This window comes from Candidatus Thioglobus autotrophicus (assembly GCF_001293165.1).
Classification (GTDB): Bacteria; Pseudomonadota; Gammaproteobacteria; order PS1; family Pseudothioglobaceae; genus Thioglobus_A; species Thioglobus_A autotrophicus.
In genome coordinates, this window is record NZ_CP010552.1 from 702,308 (window position 1) to 722,309 (window position 20,002).

The following is a 20,002-nucleotide window of genomic DNA, read 5'->3' on the forward strand; positions in this document are numbered from 1 at the left end:
TAAATTTATAATTAATGTGTTGTAAGAAGCAAGTTGAGCTCATCAGTTCGAGCTTTGATCGACATGTCGATCACCTTGTCTCCTAGTTTAATAATCAGACCGCCAATCAGCGAATCATCAATAGTTGTTTCAATACTAACACCGGCATTGTACTTTTCACTAAGATCGGCAACAATACTTTTTTCTTCAGCAGCTGTTAACTTATAAGCACTAATCACATGGAAAGCTTTCGCTTCATCAAATGCATTAGAGCGGTCTTCAAATAAAGACAAAATACTTGGTAACGCTTCTGTACGGCCATTGTCCAAAATTAATGACAAAAACTCATTTTCTTTAGTGGCTAGCTTTCTGTTAACCACGCTGGCAACAAGCTTTTGAATAGTGCTACTTTTATCTTGTTTAGTCGCATTTGGAGACTCAAGATAGTCTTGCAATTGCTCATCAATAACTAAAGATGCCGCTGCCTCTAATACCGCTTTCCAGTCATTATGTGACTTGTCTTGCTGTGCAATTTCAAAAACTGCATTAGCGTATGGCTTGGCGATTGTAACTAATTCCATAATTGATTACTATAGGGTTTGTGACAATTTAGTTAACATGGCTTTATGCGTCTTGCCATCAACCTCTTTAGATAAAACAGCGTTCACACCCTGCATAACCAAAGTAGATACCTGATCTTGCAATTCATTGCGAACACGCACTTTATCTTGCTCAAGCTCTGCTGCTGCTTGCGACTTAACCTTCTCGGCCGCTTGCAAAGCAACATCTTTGGCCTCTTCAACCATATTAGAAGCTTGCTTTGAGGCATTAGCAATAATTTCAGAAGCCTGGTCTTTAGACTGGCTAATTAATTCTTGTGCTCTTTGCTCGGCTTCCGCTTGCTCAGACAATCCACGTTCCGCTGCTAGCAAACCACCTTCGATACGCTTTTGACGCTCTTCCATGGCCGCAATAAGCGGTGGCCACACATACTGCTTGACCATATAGACAAAAATGAAAAATGCAATTGATTGACCAATTAATGTAGCATTTATGTTCATAAGACTTACCTTGTACTTAGATTAAAACGTTAAAAACTTATGCAACAGCAAATAGTACGTATAGACCTAAACCAACAGCAATCATTGGTACCGCATCTACAAGACCCATGAAAATAAAGAACTGAGTTCTTAACATTGGGATAAGCTCTGGCTGACGTGCTGCACCTTCTAGTACTTTAGCACCTAATAGACCAATACCAATCGCTGCACCTAATGCACCCATACCCATCATGATGCTTCCTGCAACATATAAAATTGCGCTTTCCATTACCATATCATTTCTCCTGTGAAATTATATAAAAAAATTAAAAATTAGTGCTCATTGTCATGAGCCATATCCATGTACACAATGGTTAGTGTCATGAAAATAAAGGCCTGTAACGTGATAATCAAGATGTGGAACAATGCCCAGCCTACTTGTAGTAACCCGCCAAACACACCAAAGCCAATACCGACGCTATACATAATAGCAATTAGAATAAAGATAATCTCGCCAGCATACATATTACCAAATAAACGTAGGGCTAACGAGATGGGCTTAGAGATAAGTGCAACACCTTCTAACAATAAGTTAGCCGGCAATAGCCATTTACCAAATGGGTGGAACAATAACTCTGACAAAAATCCACCTATGCCTTTATGTTTAACACTGTAATACAAAATTAGTATAAAAATAGACAGCGCCATGCCGAATGTAATGTTTGGATCTGTTGATGGTACTACTTTAAAGAATGCAGCATGCGGATCGCCGCCCATTGCACCAACTGAAATAGCAGCAAGTTGTGGTAACCAATCAACTGCGATAAGATCCATAAAGTTCATCAGGAAAATCCAAGAAAAAATCGTCAACGCCATGGGTGCTACTAATTTATTCTTGTGCTTAAAAGAGTCACGAACACTGAAGTCAATAAACTCAATCATCATTTCAATGAAGTTTTGAAAGCCTGAAGGTACGCCTGTTGCTGGTTTTTTTACGGCAGAACGAAATACAAAATAAAATACTAGTCCAGTTACTAATGACCAGAACATTGAATCAACATTGATCGACCAAAAGCCCATTGCTTGCGCTTCTGCTGCTGTATGGGCAAAGCCCCAATGACCATCTACCTGACCATAAGTTAGGTTCTGTAGATGATGCTTAATATATTCTGATGATGTTATGGTTTCAACTGACATTGTTTGTAAAAAGCAAGACTCAAATTAATAATAAAAAAACTCAATATAACACTCAATGGATCTAATCGTTGCATGGCAAATACCAGCAAAATACCGACCAACATAAGTCGCTCTATTAAGGAAATCCTAGCCAAGTTAACAACCTGCTTAGGATCCATAATATTTTTGCGCTTAAGTTGCTGCATACGCCAATACAACAAGCCTTGGTTCATAAGAGCAATCAAGCCCCCAACAACAATTTCCATAGGTTTGGTGATTATACATAAACCGATACACCATCGTGAAATATATTTTTATATTATGAATATTTTTATATTATGAATATTTTTATATTATGAATATTTTTATATTATGAATATTTTTACAAGGGATTATTTTTAATTAGGTTCGAATTGACTATTAATATCAGGGTTTTCTAATGCATTTGACATTGGCTGACGACCCGCGAATAATGAACCCTTTACGCGAAATCTTGTTGAGGAGAATTATATGGCGCACATTGTTGTGATTGGCGCGAGCACGGGTGGATTGCCCTTTGCTTACGATATCAAAAAAACATTAGGAAGCGGTCACCAAGTGACTGTTATCTCTAATAACCCAAACTTTAACTTTATCCCTTCTAACCCTTGGCTTGCAGTTGGCTGGAGAAGTGAAGAGGATATTAGTTTCGAATTAGAGCCACGCCTTAAACGTAAAGATATTAATCTAATCGTTGGTGAAGCAACCAAAATCAAGCCGAACGATAATCAAGTCATGGTTGGCGATCAAGTTGTTGATTATGATTATTTAGTCTTAGCTACTGGCCCTAAGCTGGCTTTTGATGAAGTAGAAGGTCTTGGTCCTGATGGACACAGCGTATCTATCTGTACAACAGCACATGCAAAAGTTGCTTCTAGTGAATGGGAGACTTTTTGTAATAATGGTGGCGGCCCAATTGTGGTTGGCGCAGTACAAGGCGCCTCATGCTTTGGCCCGGCTTATGAATTTGCAACCATCATGGATACAGATTTGAAAAAACGTGGTATTCGTGATAAATGTCCTATGACGTTTGTGACTGCTGAGCCATATATTGGCCACTTGGGCCTTGGTGGTGTTGGCGACTCTAAAGGCTTACTAGAGTCAGAATTCAGACAACGTCATATTAAATGGATTACCAATGCAAAAGTTGCCTCTGTAAGTGCTGACACGGTCACTGTTGACGAGGTAGATGATGCCGGCAAAACCATTAAAACCCATGAAGTAGCCACCAAACACACCATGCTGTTACCAGCATTTAAAGGCGTAGATGCAGTCGCAAAACTTGCAGAAGTTGACGCAGGATACGTTAATCCACGCGGGTTTGTCATGATTAATAGCCATCAACAATCTCCTGTTAAAGATAATATATTTTCACTCGGTGTGAATGTTGCTATTCCACCTGTAGAAGCTACGCCAGTCATGTGTGGTACGCCAAAAACAGGCTATATGATTGAATCCATGGTGACTGCTATTGTGCACAACATTGAAGACATGATTGCGGGCAATGCACCCTCACACATTCCAACTTGGAATGCAGTTTGTATTGCCGACATGGGTGATACTGGCGCCGCCTTTGTTGCCATGCCACAAATTCCACCCAGAAATGTCACCTGGGCAAAGAAAGGTAAAATGATGCATTTGGCCAAAATCGCCTTTGAGAAATTCTTTATTCGTAATATGAAAACTGGAAACTCAGAGCCAGCCTATCAAAAATACATCTTTAAAATGTTAGGCATTGAGCGCCTCAAAAAGAAATAAACGTTTAATAAAAAAGCCGCTTTCGCGGCTTTTTTATTGGTTAATTTTTGTCAAGCTTGACTACTAGCAATCATTTCAGCCGCCGCTACCCTGGCCTTATCAGTAATAGTAGCGCCACCTAAAATACGCGCTACCTCCTCGGTCCTTTGTTGATGATCAAGTTGCTCAACCGTAGTTTGTGCACCCTCTTCATTTTGAGACTTGCTCACTCGTAAATGTTGATGTCCAAAAGCTGCCACTTGCGCTAAATGAGTAATACAAATAATCTGATAATGCTTAGCAAGTTCCTGTAGTTTTCTACCTACAACCTCAGCCACTGCACCACTAATACCCACATCAACCTCATCAAAAATTAAAGTTGGGGTGTATTCGCTATCGCTACTCACCACTGAAATAGCCAATGATATACGTGACAATTCACCACCCGAAGCCACCTTTTTAAGCGCCTTAAAATCTTGGCCCATATTGGTTTTTACCAAAAACTCAACGGCTTCGTGGCCATTCAAATGCACTCCGTCAGATTTCTCATTCAACCCCACTTTAAACTCACTGCCTGGCATACCTAGCACCTGCATCGCCTCACTAACTCGTTGAGACAATTCACCTGCTTTTACTTGTCGAGCCTTAGACAACTTATTGGCCTTACCTTGATATTTTTTAGCCAGTGCATCGAGCTGCTTGGTCATTTCATCAATAGAACTTGCACCACCACCAATCTCTTCTAGTTTTAGAGTTAGCTGATCACGCACTTCTAGCAATTCCTCAATAGTACAATTATGCTTTCTTCCCAAAGCGTACAACTCAGAAATTCGATCTTCCATTTCTTGGGCGCTTTGCTCATCGGTTGATAATTGGCTCAAATATTGCGTTAGCTCATACACAACCTCTTGAGTTTGCACTTGTGCAGAGCTCAACAATTCAAATCCAACCTGAAGCCTATCGTCCATTTCCAGCGCTTCGGATAGTTGTGAGCTGAGTGTTAAAAGCTGCGCATTGGCGCCCACCTCACTTTCTAGCTGATTCAGAACACTGGATGTTTTTTCAGTGATCGTTTGTGCATTAGCACTGGTTTTAAAGTTAGCCTCAATGGTGTTAAGCTCGTCTTGATCCAACATTGCTTCATTTAGCTCTTCCAGCTGATGCGAGTATAGTGCTTGTTGCTGCTCAATAATATCTTGATTATTCAGCAAATTATTGACTTTTTCATTCAATAATTTATGCGCGATAACCACTTCATTCAGCGCTTGCTTATCAGCGTCCAACTGTGCAAATCCATCTAACAAACGCATTTGCTGATCTGGTCGTAGCAACAATTGGTGCTCGTTTTGACCATGAATATCTAATAGTAAGTCGCCCACATTACGCACGGTAGACAAGGGTACGCTATTGCCATTAATAAAAGCTTTCGAGCGGCCATCGCTGGTAATGACTCGGCGCAAAATGCATTCGCCTTCATCCTCTAAAGCGTGCTCAGTCAAAAAATCCTGCACGGTTTGATTGTGTTCTAGCGCAAAAGCTGCACTAATATCAGCTTTATCTTTGCCGTGGCGTACCAAATTAGAATCAGCGCGCGCACCCAAGGCCAAGCCTAATGCTTGTAAAAGAATGGATTTTCCCGCGCCCGTTTCACCCGTAACCGCGCTCATGCCTGGCTCAAAAGATAAATCAAGTCGTTCAACAACGGCTAAATTTTTAACGGATAACTGCGACAACATAAACTATGTACGCCTATGAAAGCTTTGATCCCCAATGTAGTTTTGAACGAATAATTTCGAAATAATCATAGTCTTTCGGATGTAGCAAGTGCACAAAACTGCCATGCTGACGCACACGAACCTCTTGACCTAGCTCAATTGGAAACGATGCTTGTCCATCGATATGCACACTCACGCCTGCGCCTGCGTCCTTAACTCGAACCACCACCTCACTGCCACCTGGCACCAATAGTGGTCGATGACTCATCGTATGTGGACAAATAGAAACTAAACCAATTGCATTGACGCCTGGGTGCATAATCGGCCCACCACTCGACAAAGCATAGGCCGTAGAGCCTGTTGGCGTGGTAATAATCAACCCATCTGCACGTTGATTATTAACAAACTTATCATCAATATAGACATCAAATTCTATCATTTTCAGTGCGTCTTGGCGATTGACAACGGCGTCGTTAAGTGCCACACTCTGATGAATAACTTGCCCGTCTTGCTCTATCTGACAAGATAACAAGCAGCGATCCTCTTTGGTAAATTCACCTTGTAAAACCTGCGCAACAATGTCAAGCATCTTACCAACTGACACATCTGCCAAAAATCCAAGACGGCCTAAGTTAACCCCTAAAATAGGAATATTGTTATCCACAAAAGTACGCGCTGTATTAAGCAAAGTACCGTCGCCGCCCACCACAATAATCAAATCTGCCTGCTCCGCAATTAGTTCATTGCCAAGCACAACGCCTACACCTTTATTTTGTAGAAATGCGCTCAACTCTTCAGCGATACCGTCGCTAACAGAGTCATTGGGTTTAGTGATAATGCCGATTGTATTAAACATTGTTATATTTTGCTATTGAATTCTTTAAAATAGCCACTATATAATCGACTAATAATTAGCTACAAATATACATTAATTGGACAACAAAATGACAAAAAAGCAAGACCAAGACGAAAGTGTTGAAAAAATCGACGATGAAAACATTGAGGCAACCGAGCAAGAAGCGCCAGAGGATGATCTAGCAACCCAGCTAGAAACTGCACAGCAGTCTGCTAAAGACAACTGGGACAAGGTACTTCGCGCTCAAGCGGAAATGGAAAACCTTAAGCGTCGCAATGCTAAAGATCTTGAAAACGCTCACAAATTCGCTCTCGATGGTTTTGTCAAAGCACTGCTCGAGGTTAAAGATTCCCTAACTATGGGGCTAAAAACCGCTCAAGATGACAACGCTTCGGTAGATAGTATCACCGAAGGCTTAGAAATGACAGACAAAGTCTTTTTATCAACGCTTGAAAAATTCGGCGTTGAATTGCTCAACCCTACGGGCGAAGCATTCAATCCAGAATTCCACGAAGCCGTGACCATGATCCCAATGCCGGATAAAGAGTCTAACTCAGTACTAGAAGTGGTACAACATGGCTTCACTTTAAACGGTCGTTTAGTGCGTCCAGCTATGGTGGTGGTGGTTCAGTAAAATCTGGATTTAATTCCTTTTTAAATATCTTTCAAAAATCTTCGATTTTCGTTTTGATACTTTTCTACTTGTTTAGAAGAGTATCAAAAAGGTAACACCTCTCCATAAATCTACCAATTCACACTAAATCTCATTCGTTGTATTTTCTAAACTCGCTACACTCAAACACCGAGAGTGCCACCATTCATCTCGATAAGTATTTATTAGTAAATTTTATAAAGAACAATAAAAAAGCCTGGTCAGCTTGTCAAGCTTCGACAAAAAATTATAATGCTGCTTTTTTACTTATCTTTACAAGTCGATATTCCAAAAACAGAATACAAGGGGCATTTACAAAATAATGCTGTCACAATTGGAATAACGCCAATTGCCCCTAGCCATGTGTTTAATCGTAAGCCAGCTAGAATTAAGAATACACCAAGCACAATTCTAAAAGTTTTATCTATTTTTCCAATATTGCATTCCATCAATAACCCTCTGTTGTAGTTAAAATTTTCTAGTATCTTTTATTAATCTGCTTGGGTATCCATGTATTAAAATCACCCTTTCATCTGTCTTAAATATAGGATTGTTTCTATTAATCTGCACAACAGTTAATAGCATATCGGTTTCAGTCTGGATTACATATTCCGTTGCTTCATGAGTATTTGAATCTTGTTCTACCATCTCCCCAACAATTGCACCTGCAATTATTCCAGCAAACACCACGCCAGCATTATCACTATTGTTATCTGCGATCAATCCTCCAGTAGTGCCACCAATAAGTGAACCTTTTCCAGATATATCAGCCTGAACAACCACCATCTGGTGAGATATTACCACCGCTCCAACTGAGCGCTTTGCATTTCCAATTGTCTCGACTCTATATTTTCCCTGACCATCTATAGTTGCGCATGCTGATAAATATAACAGGGTTATTGTGGTAACAAATAATTTTAAAATAACTTTCATCTATTTTCCTGCAAATACAGGCTTTGCTAAATCAGCTTGATCTAAACTATGAATAAAATCAGCTATATTGTTTCTAATTGCGCGGTTTACTGATTCTCTCGCTCTCACAATACCCATAAATGCATAATCCATTGGTACAACACCTTTGCTTTCAATTAATTCAGAATACAACATAGCCCCATTACCCCTATCTATTACTTCATAAATTGCACCAACCTTTGTCTCCATGTCAAAACCAGCATCTGGGGCGTCAACTTCAACAATACGCACTGACAGATTAACTTTTATCGATTGATCATCCTGAAACACTAGGGATCTGTTTAATGCATCGGTTAATCCACTTTTCCAAATTGGTGGTAATGTAGAGTTTGTTTCCATGGTTTTTTGCTGAGCTTGTGGGGCGAATCCAACTGTCAAAGATTTTAGTTCTGCATTTTTTCTATGATCCACCATACCCACATCCTGAACATTAAAATCTAGTGGTGGTATTGTTTGACACCCAGAGAGTAACATAGCTAAAAATAATAATGCAAACATATTTTTAATAGTATTCTTCATAATTAATCCTTTTTTATCGACTAGTTTCAATTGTACTCCACATTAATTAATTAATGATTCAAAAGCAAGGGTTATTTAGAAACAAATAATTTTGAAAAATATCAAATTCACTTGGCTAAAATCGCTAAAAAACCTTATTTACAGTACAAATAAAATCAATTTAACTTTAAAATAAGGCGCTTTAACACCATAAATCGAAAATTTCGGAAATTTTGCAAATGGGTCTTTTAAAGGTTAAAAATAAACGCTATTTTACTATTCGCAAGTTTATGATATAATTTTCGCTCAATTTTGACCTCAAAACATTTAAAAAATATGGGGCTAAATTTTTTATTAACCATTCCCAAGGAAACATTATGAAATTAATTCTTTTAGGTGCTCCAGGTGCCGGCAAAGGTACTGTTGCAAAATTACTAACTAAAATTGACGGTTCAGTTCAAATCTCTACAGGCGACATTTTACGTGGTGCAGTAGCAGCAGGTACAGAACTAGGCAAGCAAGCGCAAGCGGCAATGAACGCTGGTGACTTGGTATCTGATGATTTAATTATGGGCATTATGGAAGAGCGCTTACAAGAAGACGATTGTAAGTCTGGCTACTTATTAGACGGCTTTCCACGCACTATTCCACAAGCAGAGGCTTTGAAAACTTTACTTGAAAAAATGGGTGAAAAATTAGATGCAGCTGTTGAAATTGACGTACCTCGTGATGTAATCCTTGATCGTTTAACAACGCGTCGTACTTGTGAAAGTTGTGGCGCAATTTACAATACCAAGTCTAATCCGACTAAAGTTGAAGGTATTTGTGATAAGTGTGGCGGTGCGGCAGTGCAGCGTGAAGATGAAACAGAAGAAGCAATCAGCAATCGTTTGAACGTATATAACGACCAAACTGCGCCTTTAGTAGGTTTTTACAAAAATGAAGGCCTGTTGTTGAGTGTTGATGCGACTTCATCTGATGCGGTTATTGATGCTATTCAGGCAAAAATTGGCCAATAACTACTAATCTGTTTGTGTTTTAAATAGATTAATTAGCTCTAAAAACCCTAGATGTGATTCACATCTAGGGTTTTTTTTTGCCTAAAATTACTGAATCGTGCCAAAGGGGTTTGTCTTAATTCACTATATGACTTATAATTCACCTAGATATCCTGAGGAGAAATTCATGAAGCGTTTTTTATTGCCATTATTTTTGTTGTTACTTTCTACTTTCGCTCAAGCGCAAGAAGAGTTATTGCCAGCTGACAAGGCATTCGCCTTTAAGGCTAGCGTGGTTAATGATGAGATTGTGCTAGACTGGAATGTTGCCAAAGGTTATTATCTTTATAAAGAAAAAGTCAAGATATCAAGCGATTCTTCTGCACAACTAGGCGTTGCCAAATTCCCGCCAGCCAAAATTAAAAACGATGAGTTTTTTGGAAAAGTAGGGATTTATAGAAAATCTGTCAAGGTAAAAATTCCTGTATTAGAAGGAGATTCTGACTCTTTATTACTCAATGTAACTTTTCAAGGCTGTGCGGATTTAGGGGTTTGTTATCCACCCATTACCAAAACAGTTGCACTAGATATTAGCGCTTTGAAAAAGCCTTCTTTGGCGGATAATGCCTTTGATATATTCTCTCAGGCTAAGCAGAGCGCACAGTCTGTGGTTGATAAAATCAAGCCAATTTCTGATGAGCCTTTGCCTGCTGATCAGGCCTTTGCCTTTAGCGTTAGCGCTCTTGATGCCAATACACTTATTGCCTCGTGGGATATTCATCCTGAGTACTACCTATATCATGACAAATTCTTTGTCGATGTTCAAGGAGCAGAGTTTGATACGATTAATTTTCCCGAGGGAAAAATCAAAGACGATCCTTTATTTGGCAAAGTGCAAATTCACAAAGGTAAGTTAGAGATTATCCTGCCGCTTAAAAACATTCAAACTCAAAATATTAGCTTTACAGCTCGCTACCAAGGCTGCTGGACAGGTGGAATTTGTTACCCGCCACAAGAAAAAATAACAGGTCTAACACTGCCTATTCAAAATGAAACGCTAACAACTAATACCAATCAACAGCCATCTAACTCAACGCCTGCAGCAGCCAACTCGTCAGATGCACTGAATGAAACTGACCAGATTGCCGCCTTATTGCAACAAGACAATATTTTCTGGGTATTAGTAAGTTTCTTTGGCTTTGGCTTGTTGTTGTCATTAACGCCTTGTGTATTCCCGATGATTCCAATTTTATCAGGCATTATTGTTGGCCAAAAAGGTGAAATCACCACTCGAAAAGCGCTAATTATGTCGATCGTGTTTGTCTTAGCCATGAGTGTTACTTATTCCATTGCCGGCGTTCTGGCTGGATATTTTGGCGAAAATCTGCAAGTGTTATTCCAAACGCCTTGGATATTGGTAGTCTTTAGCTTGGTATTTGTTGCTCTGGCCTTTTCAATGTTTGGCTATTATGAAATTCAACTGCCGGCCAGTCTACAAGCCAAAATTGCCAATATGAGCAACAAACAAGAAGGCGGACATCTGATCGGTGTGGCGGTGATGGGCTTTTTATCAGCGCTTATCGTTGGCCCTTGTGTCGCACCTCCTTTGGCGGGCGCACTGATTTATATCGGTCAAACTGGTGATGCTTTGTTGGGTGGATTATCGCTATTTGTCATGAGTTTAGGTATGGGTGCACCACTGATCTTAATTGGTGCGGGCGTATCAAAACTACCTCGAGCAGGTGGCTGGATGGATAAGGTTAAATACATCTTTGGTATTCTCATGTTGGCCGTTGCTATTTGGCTGATTGAGCGTATTATCCCGTCCATTGCCTCACTAGCATTATGGGCTGCAATCTTCAGTATTTCTCCTATTGCCATGGGCGTACTTAATAAGCTCACTGATACACCAAGTGCCTGGGGACGCATCTTTAAGGCGATTGGCTTATTGATTATGTTCTACGGTATTTTACTGTGGGGCTTGGTGGCGCGCGGTGGTGGCGACATGCTAGCGCCACTAGCAGGCTGGGGCGGATCTAATACCCAAGTAGAGCAGGTACACATCTCGTTTGAAAAAATCAAAAGCATTGAGGATCTTGATCGAGTTTTAGCCAGATCTCAAAAAAATAATCAAATTGTTATGCTAGATTTTTATGCAGACTGGTGTATTTCTTGTAAAGAGTTAGAGCGCTTTGTGTTTAGCAATAGCGAGGTTGTAAGCAACATGAAAAATGTTATTTCAGTGCAAGCTGATGTCACAAAAAATGATGCTCTTGATAAAGCTCTAATGGCCAAATTTAATATTATTGGCCCGCCGGGAATTTTGTTTTTTAAAGCCGGTGTTGAGAACCGCTCTCAACGCATTGTTGGTGAAATCAACGCTCAAGGGTTTTTGGAGCACTTAAACAAGGTCAAGTAAAAAACTTAGTCGCTAAAAGTCGTCCAAAGCTAACTATCGTGCATGATGTTGGTGGTAAAATCAACTTTATTTGAAACTTGTTATCAGTGTTATGGACATCTTATTGCTAAATGGCCCAAATCTAAATATGCTCGGTACACGCGAGCCAGATCATTATGGCGCACAAACACTTGATGATATTGTTCAGCACTTAACGCAATTGGCAACTGACGCTAAACTTAGCTTGGATCATCATCAAGATAATTCTGAAGTGGGACTGATTGACAAAATTCATGCAGCCAGTCGTAATGGCACAAAGTATATTATTATTAATCCAGCAGCCTTCACACACACATCAGTCGCCTTGCGTGATGCGATGTTAGCTGTTGGTATCGAATTTACTGAAATTCACCTGTCAAACGTTTATAAGCGTGAAGACTTTCGTAAAAAATCTTATTTTTCAGATATTGCACAAGGGGTTATTTCTGGCTTTGGCGCACAAGGCTATGAATTTGCAATGAGTGCAGCAATCAAACATATTAAATCAAAGGGGTAAAAAATGGACATTCGCAAAGTAAAAAAATTAATGGAATTACTAGAACAATCTGGCATGGCAGAGATTGAAATTCATGAAGGTGAAGAATCCGTTCGCATCTCTCGCTATGGTGACGCACCAATGGCTGGCACGCCTATGGCAATGCCAGCACCAGTTGCAGCTGCACCAGTTGCAGCTGTTGAAAGCGTTGCAGCTGTTGACCCTATCAAGGCGATTGACGGACACCCACTTACCTCGCCAATGGTAGGTACATTTTATGGCGCCGCTTCGCCAACTTCTGACGTCTTTGTTAGTATCGGTCAACATGTGAATCAAGGTGATACCGTTTGTATTGTTGAGGCCATGAAAATCATGAACCAGATCGAAGCAGATCAATCAGGCACTGTTACTGAAATCTTGTGTCAAGATGGCGATGCAGTAGAATTTGGACAAACATTGGTTGTTATTAAATGATTACAATGAATAAGATTCAAAAGGTTCTAATTGCCAATCGCGGTGAGATTGCGCTTAGAATTTTACGAGCTTGTAAAGAGCTTGGCATTAAAACTGTTGCCGTTTACTCAACAGCAGACAAAGATCTTAAGCATGTACGCCTAGCTGATGAAGCTGTTTGTATTGGCCCACACCCCTCAGTAGAAAGTTATTTAAATATTCCTGCTCTCATTGCTGCAGCAGAAGTAACTCATGCGGATGCCATTCACCCGGGCTACGGGTTTTTATCAGAAAGTGCTGATTTTGCACAACGCGTTGAAGAAAGCGGTTTTATTTTTATTGGCCCAAGAGCTGAAAATATTCGCGTTATGGGTGACAAAGTTGCTGCGATTGAAGCCATGCAAAAATCAAGCGTGCCTTGTGTGCCCGGCTCTGATGGCGCATTAGGCGAGGATCCAATCAAAAATATGGAAATTGCCCGTAATATTGGCTTGCCAATTATTATTAAAGCTTCTGGTGGTGGTGGTGGTCGTGGTATGCAGGTGGTAGAACAAGAATCTGACTTACTCGGCTCAATTGAACTTGCCAAGTCTGAAGGCTTAAGCTTCTTTGGTAATGCAGAAGTCTATATGGAAAAATTCCTAACCACGCCTCGCCATGTAGAAATCCAAATTTTAGCAGACGAACATGGCAATGCTGTGCACCTCGGTGAGCGCGACTGTTCGATGCAGCGTCGTCACCAAAAAGTGGTGGAAGAAGCGCCTGCACCAGGTATCACACCCGAGCTACGCAACAAGATTGGCTCAGTTTGTGCTGATGCTTGTAAAGCGATCAATTATCGCGGTGCAGGTACGTTTGAATTTCTATTCGAAAATAATGAGTTTTACTTTATTGAGATGAACACTCGTGTGCAAGTTGAGCACCCAGTGACGGAAATGATCACTGGTGTTGATATTGTACGTGAGCAAATTCTGATTGCCGATGGGCAAGCGTTATCATTTACGCAAGAGGATGTTAAGATTAAGGGCTTCTCAATTGAGTGTCGTATTAATGCTGAAGACCCCAACAACTTTATGCCTTCTCCTGGAAAGATCACGCAGTATCATGTTGCGGGTGGCCTAGGTGTACGCGTTGATTCACACGTTTACAACGGCTATACTGTGCCACCACATTATGATTCAATGATTGGCAAACTAATCACCTTTGCTGATACACGTATGGGTGCGATTGTTAAGATGAAAAATGCACTAGATGAAATGGTGATTGACGGCATTAAAACCAACATTCCACTGCAAAGAAGAATTATGGAAGACCAGGTATTTCAACAAGGTGGTATGAATATCCACTATCTTGAAAAAATGCTGGGCGAATCACACTAAGATTTTAAAAAATTATGATTAAAGCAGGCATTATTGGCGGCACTGGCTATACCGGCGTCGAGTTACTCAGATTACTTCATAATCATGAAGGTGTAGAAGTAATAGCAATTAGCTCTCGCTCAGAAGCCGGGCAATTAGTTGGTGATTTTTTTCCTTCTCTAGCCGGACAAACAGATTTAGCTTTCACCGCACCGGGTGATGCCATTTTAAATGAGTGTGATGTAATCTTCTTTGCAACACCGCACGGTGTGGCGATGAAGACGGCTAGCAGCTTTATTGACAAAGGCATTAAAGTAATTGATTTAGGTCCAGACTTCCGCCTGCGTGATAAAGATGAATATGCACAATGGTACGGTTTGGAAAATTTCCAAGACGATCTACTCGCCTCCTCAGTGTACGGGCTTTCTGAAATTAATCGCGAGCAAATTAAACAGGCGCAGTTAATCGGCAATCCAGGCTGTTTTCCAACCACTGTCTTGTTAGCCCTTAAACCCTTGATTGAAAATAAGCTGATTAACTTATCAAGCATTATTGTTGACTCTAAAACGGGCGTCAGTGGTGCAGGTCGTGGTGCAAATCAAGCCATGCTATTATGCGAAGCCAGTGAATCTATTAAGGCTTATGGTGTCAGTGGCCATCGTCACTATCCAGAAATAAAACAAGAATTAAGTTTATTGTCAGGTGGCGAGCCCATTGGTCTGACATTCATTCCGCACTTAGTACCAATGATTCGTGGCATGGAGTCCACAATTTATGTGGACTTATTGGATACTGATACTGATGTACAATCAGTGCTTGAAGCTGCCTATAAAGACGAGCATTTTGTGACCGTTATGGGCGCGGGTGTTGTGCCTGAAACGCGCAGCGTTAAGTCGAGCAACTTCTGTCAAATTGCTGCACAAAAAGCGGTTGGCGGTAAATTAATAATCACCTCCGTGATCGATAATTTGATCAAGGGTGCAGCAGGACAAGCAATACAAAACATGAATATTATGTTCGGTCTTGATGAAAAATCAGGCTTATCGTCTATTGGCCTGTTGCCTTAAATTATAGGAGACACTATGTCAGAAGTATTAGAAGAAGCAGATATTATTTTCAGCGACAATGCTGCCAATAAAGTAGCGACACTGATTACCGAGGAAAAAAATGATAACTTGCGTCTGCGTGTTTATATTACAGGTGGTGGTTGCTCGGGCTTCTCTTACGGCTTTACCTTTGATGAAGAGCACAAAGAAGGAGATTCTGGTGTTGAGAATAACGGCGTTCAGCTGGTGATAGACCCAATGAGCTATCAGTACCTTATTGGCGCAACAGTTGACTATCTTGAAGACTTGCAAGGGTCTCGATTCATTATTCACAACCCTAACGCTAAAACCACTTGTGGCTGTGGCTCATCTTTTTCAGTTTAATAAATTAACACCTGAATTTATATTATGAAGTTATTTTTTATATAGTGAATAACCTAGGCCAATTAAGGGTAATCTACTGAATGACAATTAATAAAACTGTGGCTACCCTACTATACAAACGCGTACAGTAGCCAAATGAGGAGATAATATGATTGAATACATTCCAGGTCTTGCAGGCATTCCAGCAACAGAGTCTGCCATTTCGTCCATTGATGGAGAAAAAGGCATCTTGGCTTATCGCGGATACTCTATTAAAGATCTTGCTAAAAATGCTTCGTTCGAAGAAGTGGCTATGCTGCTTCGAGATGGTGAGCTGCCAAGTGCCAACAAACTAAAAGAATTTCGCTGCGTACTGCATAAGCGTTATGAAGTTAAACGCAATATTCGACAAATGATGTGGGCACTGCCCGCAACTGGCCATCCAATGGATGTTTTACAAACTGCCATTGCAGCCATGGCCACCTTCTATCCGGGTGCAGGCGCTAAAGATCCAGATTCAGCCTTTACCCAAAGCGCACTGACAAAAATCATCGCCAACATGAGTACTTTGGTGGCAATGTGGGCACGTATTAGCGCAGGTTATGACCCAATTCCGCCTAGCAAAAACATGTCCTATGCAAAAAACTTCTTGTACATGTCTTTTGGTGAAGAGCCAGATGATGACATTGTCCAACTGTTTGATGCGTGTTTAATTTTGCATGCCGAACACACCATTAATGCCAGCACCTTCTCAGCTATGGTAACTGCCTCAACACTGACCAACCCTTTTGCCTCAATCTCTGCAGCAGTAGGCACCTTGGCCGGATCTCTACATGGAGGCGCAAACGAAGATGTGCTTAATATGTTGGATGAGATTGGCGATACAAAAAATGTTCGTGGTTATATTGAAAACCGCCTAAAAAACAAACAAGTAATTATGGGCATGGGGCATCGCGAATACCGCGTTAAAGACCCGCGTGCCACCATCTTGCAAGAAATGATCGAGGCCTACATTAAAAAATCAGGTATTACTTTATCTAAACGCTTTGAAACAGCCTTAGAGGTTGAGCGGGTTTGCGAAGAGTTGCTATCTGCAAAGGGCGTATACCCTAATGTAGACTTCTACTCGGGTATTTTGTATTCAGAAATTTTTAAAATTCCGAAAGAACACTTCACCCCAATTTTTGCTATGGCTCGTTCTGCTGGCTGGGCCGCACACTGGCACGAACAAGTAGGGCATAATCGCATCTTCCGACCGACCCAAATATATATCGGTCACGATTTTAGAGACTATCCAGCTAAATAAATTTATGGACAATACCACACATTTCGGCTTTAAAGATGTAGCCACCGATGATAAACAAAGCCTCGTTAAAGGGGTTTTTGACTCGGTTGCTAGCAAGTACGACTTGATGAATGACGTTTTATCTTTTGGTGCCCACCGTTTATGGAAGCGCTACACCATAGCATCTTCCAATGTAAAAACTGGCGACAAGGTACTCGATATCGCCGGTGGAACTGGTGATTTAGCTATTGAGTTTAGAAAAAAAGTGGGTGAGTCTGGTCAGGTTATTTTGTCTGATATTAATGCTGCAATGCTGGGTGAAGGGCGAAAAAATCTAATCAACCAGGGTATTTTTGGTGTCGATTATATTCAGCTTAATGCTCAATATCTACCCTTTGAAAGTAACACGTTTGATTGCGTGTCTATTGCTTTTGGCCTTAGAAATGTCACTGACAAAGACCAGGCGCTACGTGAAATGCACAGAATTCTAAAGCCGGGCGGTTGTTTATTAATTTTAGAATTTTCTAAAACAGATTCCGAGCTACTGAAAAAATTCTATGACTTTTATTCCTTTAATGTCATGCCAAAATTAGGCGGTATTATTGCTGATGATGAAGATTCATATCAGTACTTGGCAGAGTCTATTCGCAAACACCCTGACCAAGAAACCTTGAAAGACATGGTGTTAGAAGCGGGCTTCGGTTTTTGCGAATACCACAACCTTTCAGGTGGTATTGTGGCCCTACATAAAGGCATAAAAACCTAACACAGATTATGCAGCACTTTGTTCTTGAGCAGGCACTAAACCTATTAATTCAAAATGGCTCGATTGATATCAAGCCTTTAGAATCAAAAGTGATTCGCTTTAGTCTGCTTGACTTGTGGCTGGATGTTAATTTTATTTGTCTTAATAACCGAATTTTTGTCAGTAGCGATACCAGCGTAAGCAGTGATGTTGAGATTAAACTCAAGCCTAGTGTTTTCTTTGCTTTATTTAAGGGCGAAGATTTAACTGACCTACTCAGACAAGATAAGATTCATATTCATGGAGATGTAAAAACCGCCCAGCTGCTAGTAGATTTACTATCCGCAACTGAGCTGGATTTAGAAGAGTTACTCTCGCAATATACCGGCGATATTGTTGCCCATGAAGTAGGAAAAACAGCCAAAAAAATTAAGAAAATGACCCAACACTCGTCTAACCCGCTCGAAGCGCTCAAAGATGGATTAAGCGAGCTATTGATTCAGCCAAAAGTTTCAAAAAAATACACCAATCCACGCCATTAAGCATGCGTAGTTTTTTTCGATTTTTAAAAATTTCTCAAGTGTTGATGCGTTATCGATTAGACGCCTTGGTACTTTCAACACCCTTTCTAAAAGGTTTTAAACCACTTCTATATTTAACTCCGTGGTATTATTTTCCGATTAAAAAGTATTCAAGAGGCCAAAGAATTCGTTTGGCACTTGAGGCACTAGGGCCTATTTATATCAAATTTGGACAAACACTGTCTACTCGCCCCGACTTGCTGCCTGAAGACATCAGCTTAGAGCTAAAAAAATTACAAGATAGTTGCCCCGCCTTTAGCACGCAACACGCAAAGCGCTTAATCGAAGAGGCTTTAGGTGGGAAAATTGAACAGCTTTTCAAAACATTTGACGAACAACCTCTTGCCAGCGCCTCCATTGCCCAGGCGCATACGGCCACCACTTTAGAGGGGGAAGAGGTGGTTGTTAAGGTTGTGCGTCCAGATATTGATAAGCTGATTGCTCGTGACATTAAACTAATGTATGCCTTGGCAACTCTATTTAATAAGCACCCTTTGGCGAAAAAAATTCGACCTATAGAAGTGGTGGAAGAGTTTGAAGCTATTATTATCAATGAGCTAGATATGCGCATTGAAGCAGCACATTGCGACAAAATTAGACAAAACTTTAAGCATTCTGACCTGCTCTACATTCCTAAGGTCTATCATCATTTAAGCCAGATTAACGTACTCACAACTGAGCGCATTTATGGCACACCAGTTGGTGAAATCGATACACTCAAAGCCAACAATATTGATATGAAACGCTTGGCTGAAGAAGGGGTTATTATCTTTTTCACACAAGTATTCAAGCATAACTTTTTCCATGCCGACATGCACCCTGGCAATATTTTTGTCTCTGACACGGGTCAATACATTGGTGTTGATTTTGGCATTATGGGCTCGTTAAGCGAGGATGATAAAGACTTTTTGGCAGATATATTTTTGGCGTTTTTTAATCAAGACTATCAAAAAGTAGCCCAAGTCTATATTGACTCTGGCTGGATTGGTGTGCATACGGATGAGAAGGCTTTTGAGGCCGCTGTTAAAAAAATATGCGACCCAATGTTTGACAAGCCACTAGGCGATATATCTTTTGGGCAGGTGTTGCTAGACTTAATTCAAGAAGCCAAAAATTTTGACATCAAAGTTCAACCCCAGCTGTTATTATTAGACAAAACCCTGCTTAATATTGAGGGACTGGGTAGACAACTTTACCCACAACTAGACTTATGGTCCACTGCCAAGCCATTTTTAGAAGATTTAATGAAAGAGAGATATAGCGTGAAAAACACCTTTGAAAAACTAAAAGAAGAAGCACCTCAACTATTAAAAGATATTCCTGAGCTGCCTGCGCTTACGATTAATGCGCTTAAGCAGCTTAACAAAATGAAAGACATTAACAAGCTCTATGCGCAACAAACTGAGCAAATTGTCACCCAACTGCAAAGCAACGCCAACCAACAAACTGCCGCTATATTTGCCGGCTCACTGCTAATATTATCGGGTGTATTTGCAGTAAATACTCTATGGCTTGCCAGTGGTATTAGTGCCTTGGTGACCCTGCTATTCTGGATCAAGTCTAGATAGTCTTTCAG

Annotated in this window: 23 protein-coding genes; 13 read left to right on the forward strand and 10 right to left on the reverse strand. The window is 40.6% G+C overall.

Annotation, left to right across the window (positions count from 1 at the left end; translation table 11 throughout):
- Positions 1–11: 11 nt before the first annotated feature.
- Genes SP60_RS03790 through SP60_RS03810 form a run of 5 tightly spaced genes read right to left on the reverse strand, consistent with a single transcriptional unit; the run spans position 12 to position 2,461 of the window.
- Positions 12–560 carry a F0F1 ATP synthase subunit delta gene (locus tag SP60_RS03790; RefSeq protein ID WP_053951359.1) on the reverse strand — a complete coding sequence of 183 codons (549 nt, stop codon included), beginning with the start codon at positions 558–560 and terminating at the stop codon, positions 12–14.
- Positions 561–569: 9 nt separating this feature from the next.
- Complete coding sequence (locus SP60_RS03795; protein ID WP_053951360.1) at positions 570–1,040, reverse strand: F0F1 ATP synthase subunit B; 471 nt, start codon at positions 1,038–1,040, stop codon at positions 570–572.
- A gap of 37 nt (positions 1,041–1,077) precedes the next feature.
- Positions 1,078–1,314: a F0F1 ATP synthase subunit C gene (gene atpE / locus SP60_RS03800; RefSeq protein WP_199401940.1), complete on the reverse strand. Its 237-nt coding sequence runs from the start codon at positions 1,312–1,314 to the stop codon at positions 1,078–1,080.
- A 38-nt stretch (positions 1,315–1,352) separates the two neighbouring features.
- The gene (atpB, locus tag SP60_RS03805) at positions 1,353–2,216 is read right to left on the reverse strand and encodes a F0F1 ATP synthase subunit A (protein ID WP_053951361.1); all 864 of its coding nucleotides are present in this window, start codon (positions 2,214–2,216) and stop codon (positions 1,353–1,355) included.
- Positions 2,198–2,461, reverse strand: a complete 264-nt coding sequence (locus SP60_RS03810; protein ID WP_053951362.1) for an ATP synthase subunit I — start codon at positions 2,459–2,461, stop codon at positions 2,198–2,200. Before SP60_RS03810 ends, atpB begins: the two co-directional genes overlap by 19 nt.
- A gap of 244 nt (positions 2,462–2,705) precedes the next feature.
- On the opposite strand from SP60_RS03810, the gene SP60_RS03815 reads away from it, so the two are divergent.
- Positions 2,706–3,992, forward strand: coding sequence for an NAD(P)/FAD-dependent oxidoreductase (locus tag SP60_RS03815; protein ID WP_053951363.1), 1,287 nt, complete (start codon positions 2,706–2,708; stop codon positions 3,990–3,992).
- Between the two features lie 50 nt (positions 3,993–4,042).
- Here the strand turns inward: SP60_RS03815 and recN are convergent, their stop codons facing one another.
- Both recN and SP60_RS03825 read right to left on the reverse strand, forming a co-directional pair.
- Positions 4,043–5,707, reverse strand: coding sequence for a DNA repair protein RecN (gene recN, locus SP60_RS03820; protein WP_053951364.1), 1,665 nt, complete (start codon positions 5,705–5,707; stop codon positions 4,043–4,045).
- A 13-nt stretch (positions 5,708–5,720) separates the two neighbouring features.
- Positions 5,721–6,542, reverse strand: a complete 822-nt coding sequence (locus SP60_RS03825; RefSeq protein WP_053951365.1) for an NAD(+) kinase — start codon at positions 6,540–6,542, stop codon at positions 5,721–5,723.
- Between the two features lie 88 nt (positions 6,543–6,630).
- Here SP60_RS03825 and grpE point away from each other — a divergent pair, with 88 nt between their 5' ends.
- On the forward strand, positions 6,631–7,176 hold the full coding sequence (gene grpE / locus SP60_RS03830) for a nucleotide exchange factor GrpE (RefSeq protein ID WP_053951366.1): 546 nt from the start codon (positions 6,631–6,633) through the stop codon (positions 7,174–7,176).
- A gap of 281 nt (positions 7,177–7,457) precedes the next feature.
- Here grpE and SP60_RS08245 read toward each other — a convergent pair whose 3' ends face one another.
- The 3 genes from SP60_RS08245 to SP60_RS03845 are packed head-to-tail and all read right to left on the reverse strand — an operon-like array spanning position 7,458 to position 8,685.
- Complete coding sequence (locus tag SP60_RS08245; protein ID WP_082319637.1) at positions 7,458–7,643, reverse strand: YgaP family membrane protein; 186 nt, start codon at positions 7,641–7,643, stop codon at positions 7,458–7,460.
- Between the two features lie 19 nt (positions 7,644–7,662).
- Entirely contained in the window at positions 7,663–8,127 is a 465-nt protein-coding gene (locus SP60_RS03840) for a hypothetical protein (RefSeq protein WP_053951368.1), read from the reverse strand.
- Positions 8,128–8,685, reverse strand: coding sequence for a hypothetical protein (locus SP60_RS03845; protein ID WP_053951369.1), 558 nt, complete (start codon positions 8,683–8,685; stop codon positions 8,128–8,130). It lies immediately after the preceding gene.
- 356 nt (positions 8,686–9,041) lie between these two features.
- Between SP60_RS03845 and SP60_RS03850 the strand changes: the two genes are divergently transcribed.
- The 11 genes from SP60_RS03850 to ubiB all read left to right on the forward strand — a co-directional run bounded on the left by SP60_RS03850 (position 9,042) and on the right by ubiB (position 19,994).
- On the forward strand, positions 9,042–9,683 hold the full coding sequence (locus SP60_RS03850) for an adenylate kinase (RefSeq protein ID WP_053951370.1): 642 nt from the start codon (positions 9,042–9,044) through the stop codon (positions 9,681–9,683).
- A 166-nt stretch (positions 9,684–9,849) separates the two neighbouring features.
- Entirely contained in the window at positions 9,850–12,081 is a 2,232-nt protein-coding gene (locus SP60_RS03855) for a protein-disulfide reductase DsbD (RefSeq protein ID WP_053951371.1), read from the forward strand.
- Positions 12,082–12,172: 91 nt separating this feature from the next.
- Entirely contained in the window at positions 12,173–12,616 is a 444-nt protein-coding gene (gene aroQ, locus SP60_RS03860; RefSeq protein WP_053951372.1) for a type II 3-dehydroquinate dehydratase, read from the forward strand.
- Between the two features lie 3 nt (positions 12,617–12,619).
- Positions 12,620–13,069 (forward strand): acetyl-CoA carboxylase biotin carboxyl carrier protein, encoded by a 450-nt coding sequence (gene accB / locus SP60_RS03865; protein ID WP_053951373.1) that lies wholly within the window; start codon positions 12,620–12,622, stop codon positions 13,067–13,069.
- A gap of 5 nt (positions 13,070–13,074) precedes the next feature.
- Positions 13,075–14,427 (forward strand): acetyl-CoA carboxylase biotin carboxylase subunit, encoded by a 1,353-nt coding sequence (gene accC / locus SP60_RS03870; protein WP_053952214.1) that lies wholly within the window; start codon positions 13,075–13,077, stop codon positions 14,425–14,427.
- Positions 14,428–14,441: 14 nt separating this feature from the next.
- Positions 14,442–15,473, forward strand: coding sequence for an N-acetyl-gamma-glutamyl-phosphate reductase (argC, locus tag SP60_RS03875; RefSeq protein ID WP_053951374.1), 1,032 nt, complete (start codon positions 14,442–14,444; stop codon positions 15,471–15,473).
- A 15-nt stretch (positions 15,474–15,488) separates the two neighbouring features.
- Positions 15,489–15,836, forward strand: coding sequence for an iron-sulfur cluster insertion protein ErpA (gene erpA / locus SP60_RS03880; RefSeq protein WP_053951375.1), 348 nt, complete (start codon positions 15,489–15,491; stop codon positions 15,834–15,836).
- Positions 15,837–15,984: 148 nt separating this feature from the next.
- A complete protein-coding gene (locus SP60_RS03885) occupies positions 15,985–17,121 on the forward strand; it encodes a citrate synthase (RefSeq protein WP_053951376.1) in 1,137 nt (378 codons plus the stop codon).
- A gap of 4 nt (positions 17,122–17,125) precedes the next feature.
- Positions 17,126–17,866, forward strand: coding sequence for a bifunctional demethylmenaquinone methyltransferase/2-methoxy-6-polyprenyl-1,4-benzoquinol methylase UbiE (gene ubiE / locus SP60_RS03890; RefSeq protein WP_053951377.1), 741 nt, complete (start codon positions 17,126–17,128; stop codon positions 17,864–17,866).
- Positions 17,867–17,874: 8 nt separating this feature from the next.
- A complete protein-coding gene (locus SP60_RS03895; RefSeq protein ID WP_053951378.1) occupies positions 17,875–18,387 on the forward strand; it encodes an SCP2 sterol-binding domain-containing protein in 513 nt (170 codons plus the stop codon).
- Between the two features lie 2 nt (positions 18,388–18,389).
- The gene (ubiB, locus tag SP60_RS03900) at positions 18,390–19,994 is read left to right on the forward strand and encodes a 2-polyprenylphenol 6-hydroxylase (RefSeq protein ID WP_053951379.1); all 1,605 of its coding nucleotides are present in this window, start codon (positions 18,390–18,392) and stop codon (positions 19,992–19,994) included.
- Positions 19,995–20,002 lie beyond the last annotated feature (8 nt).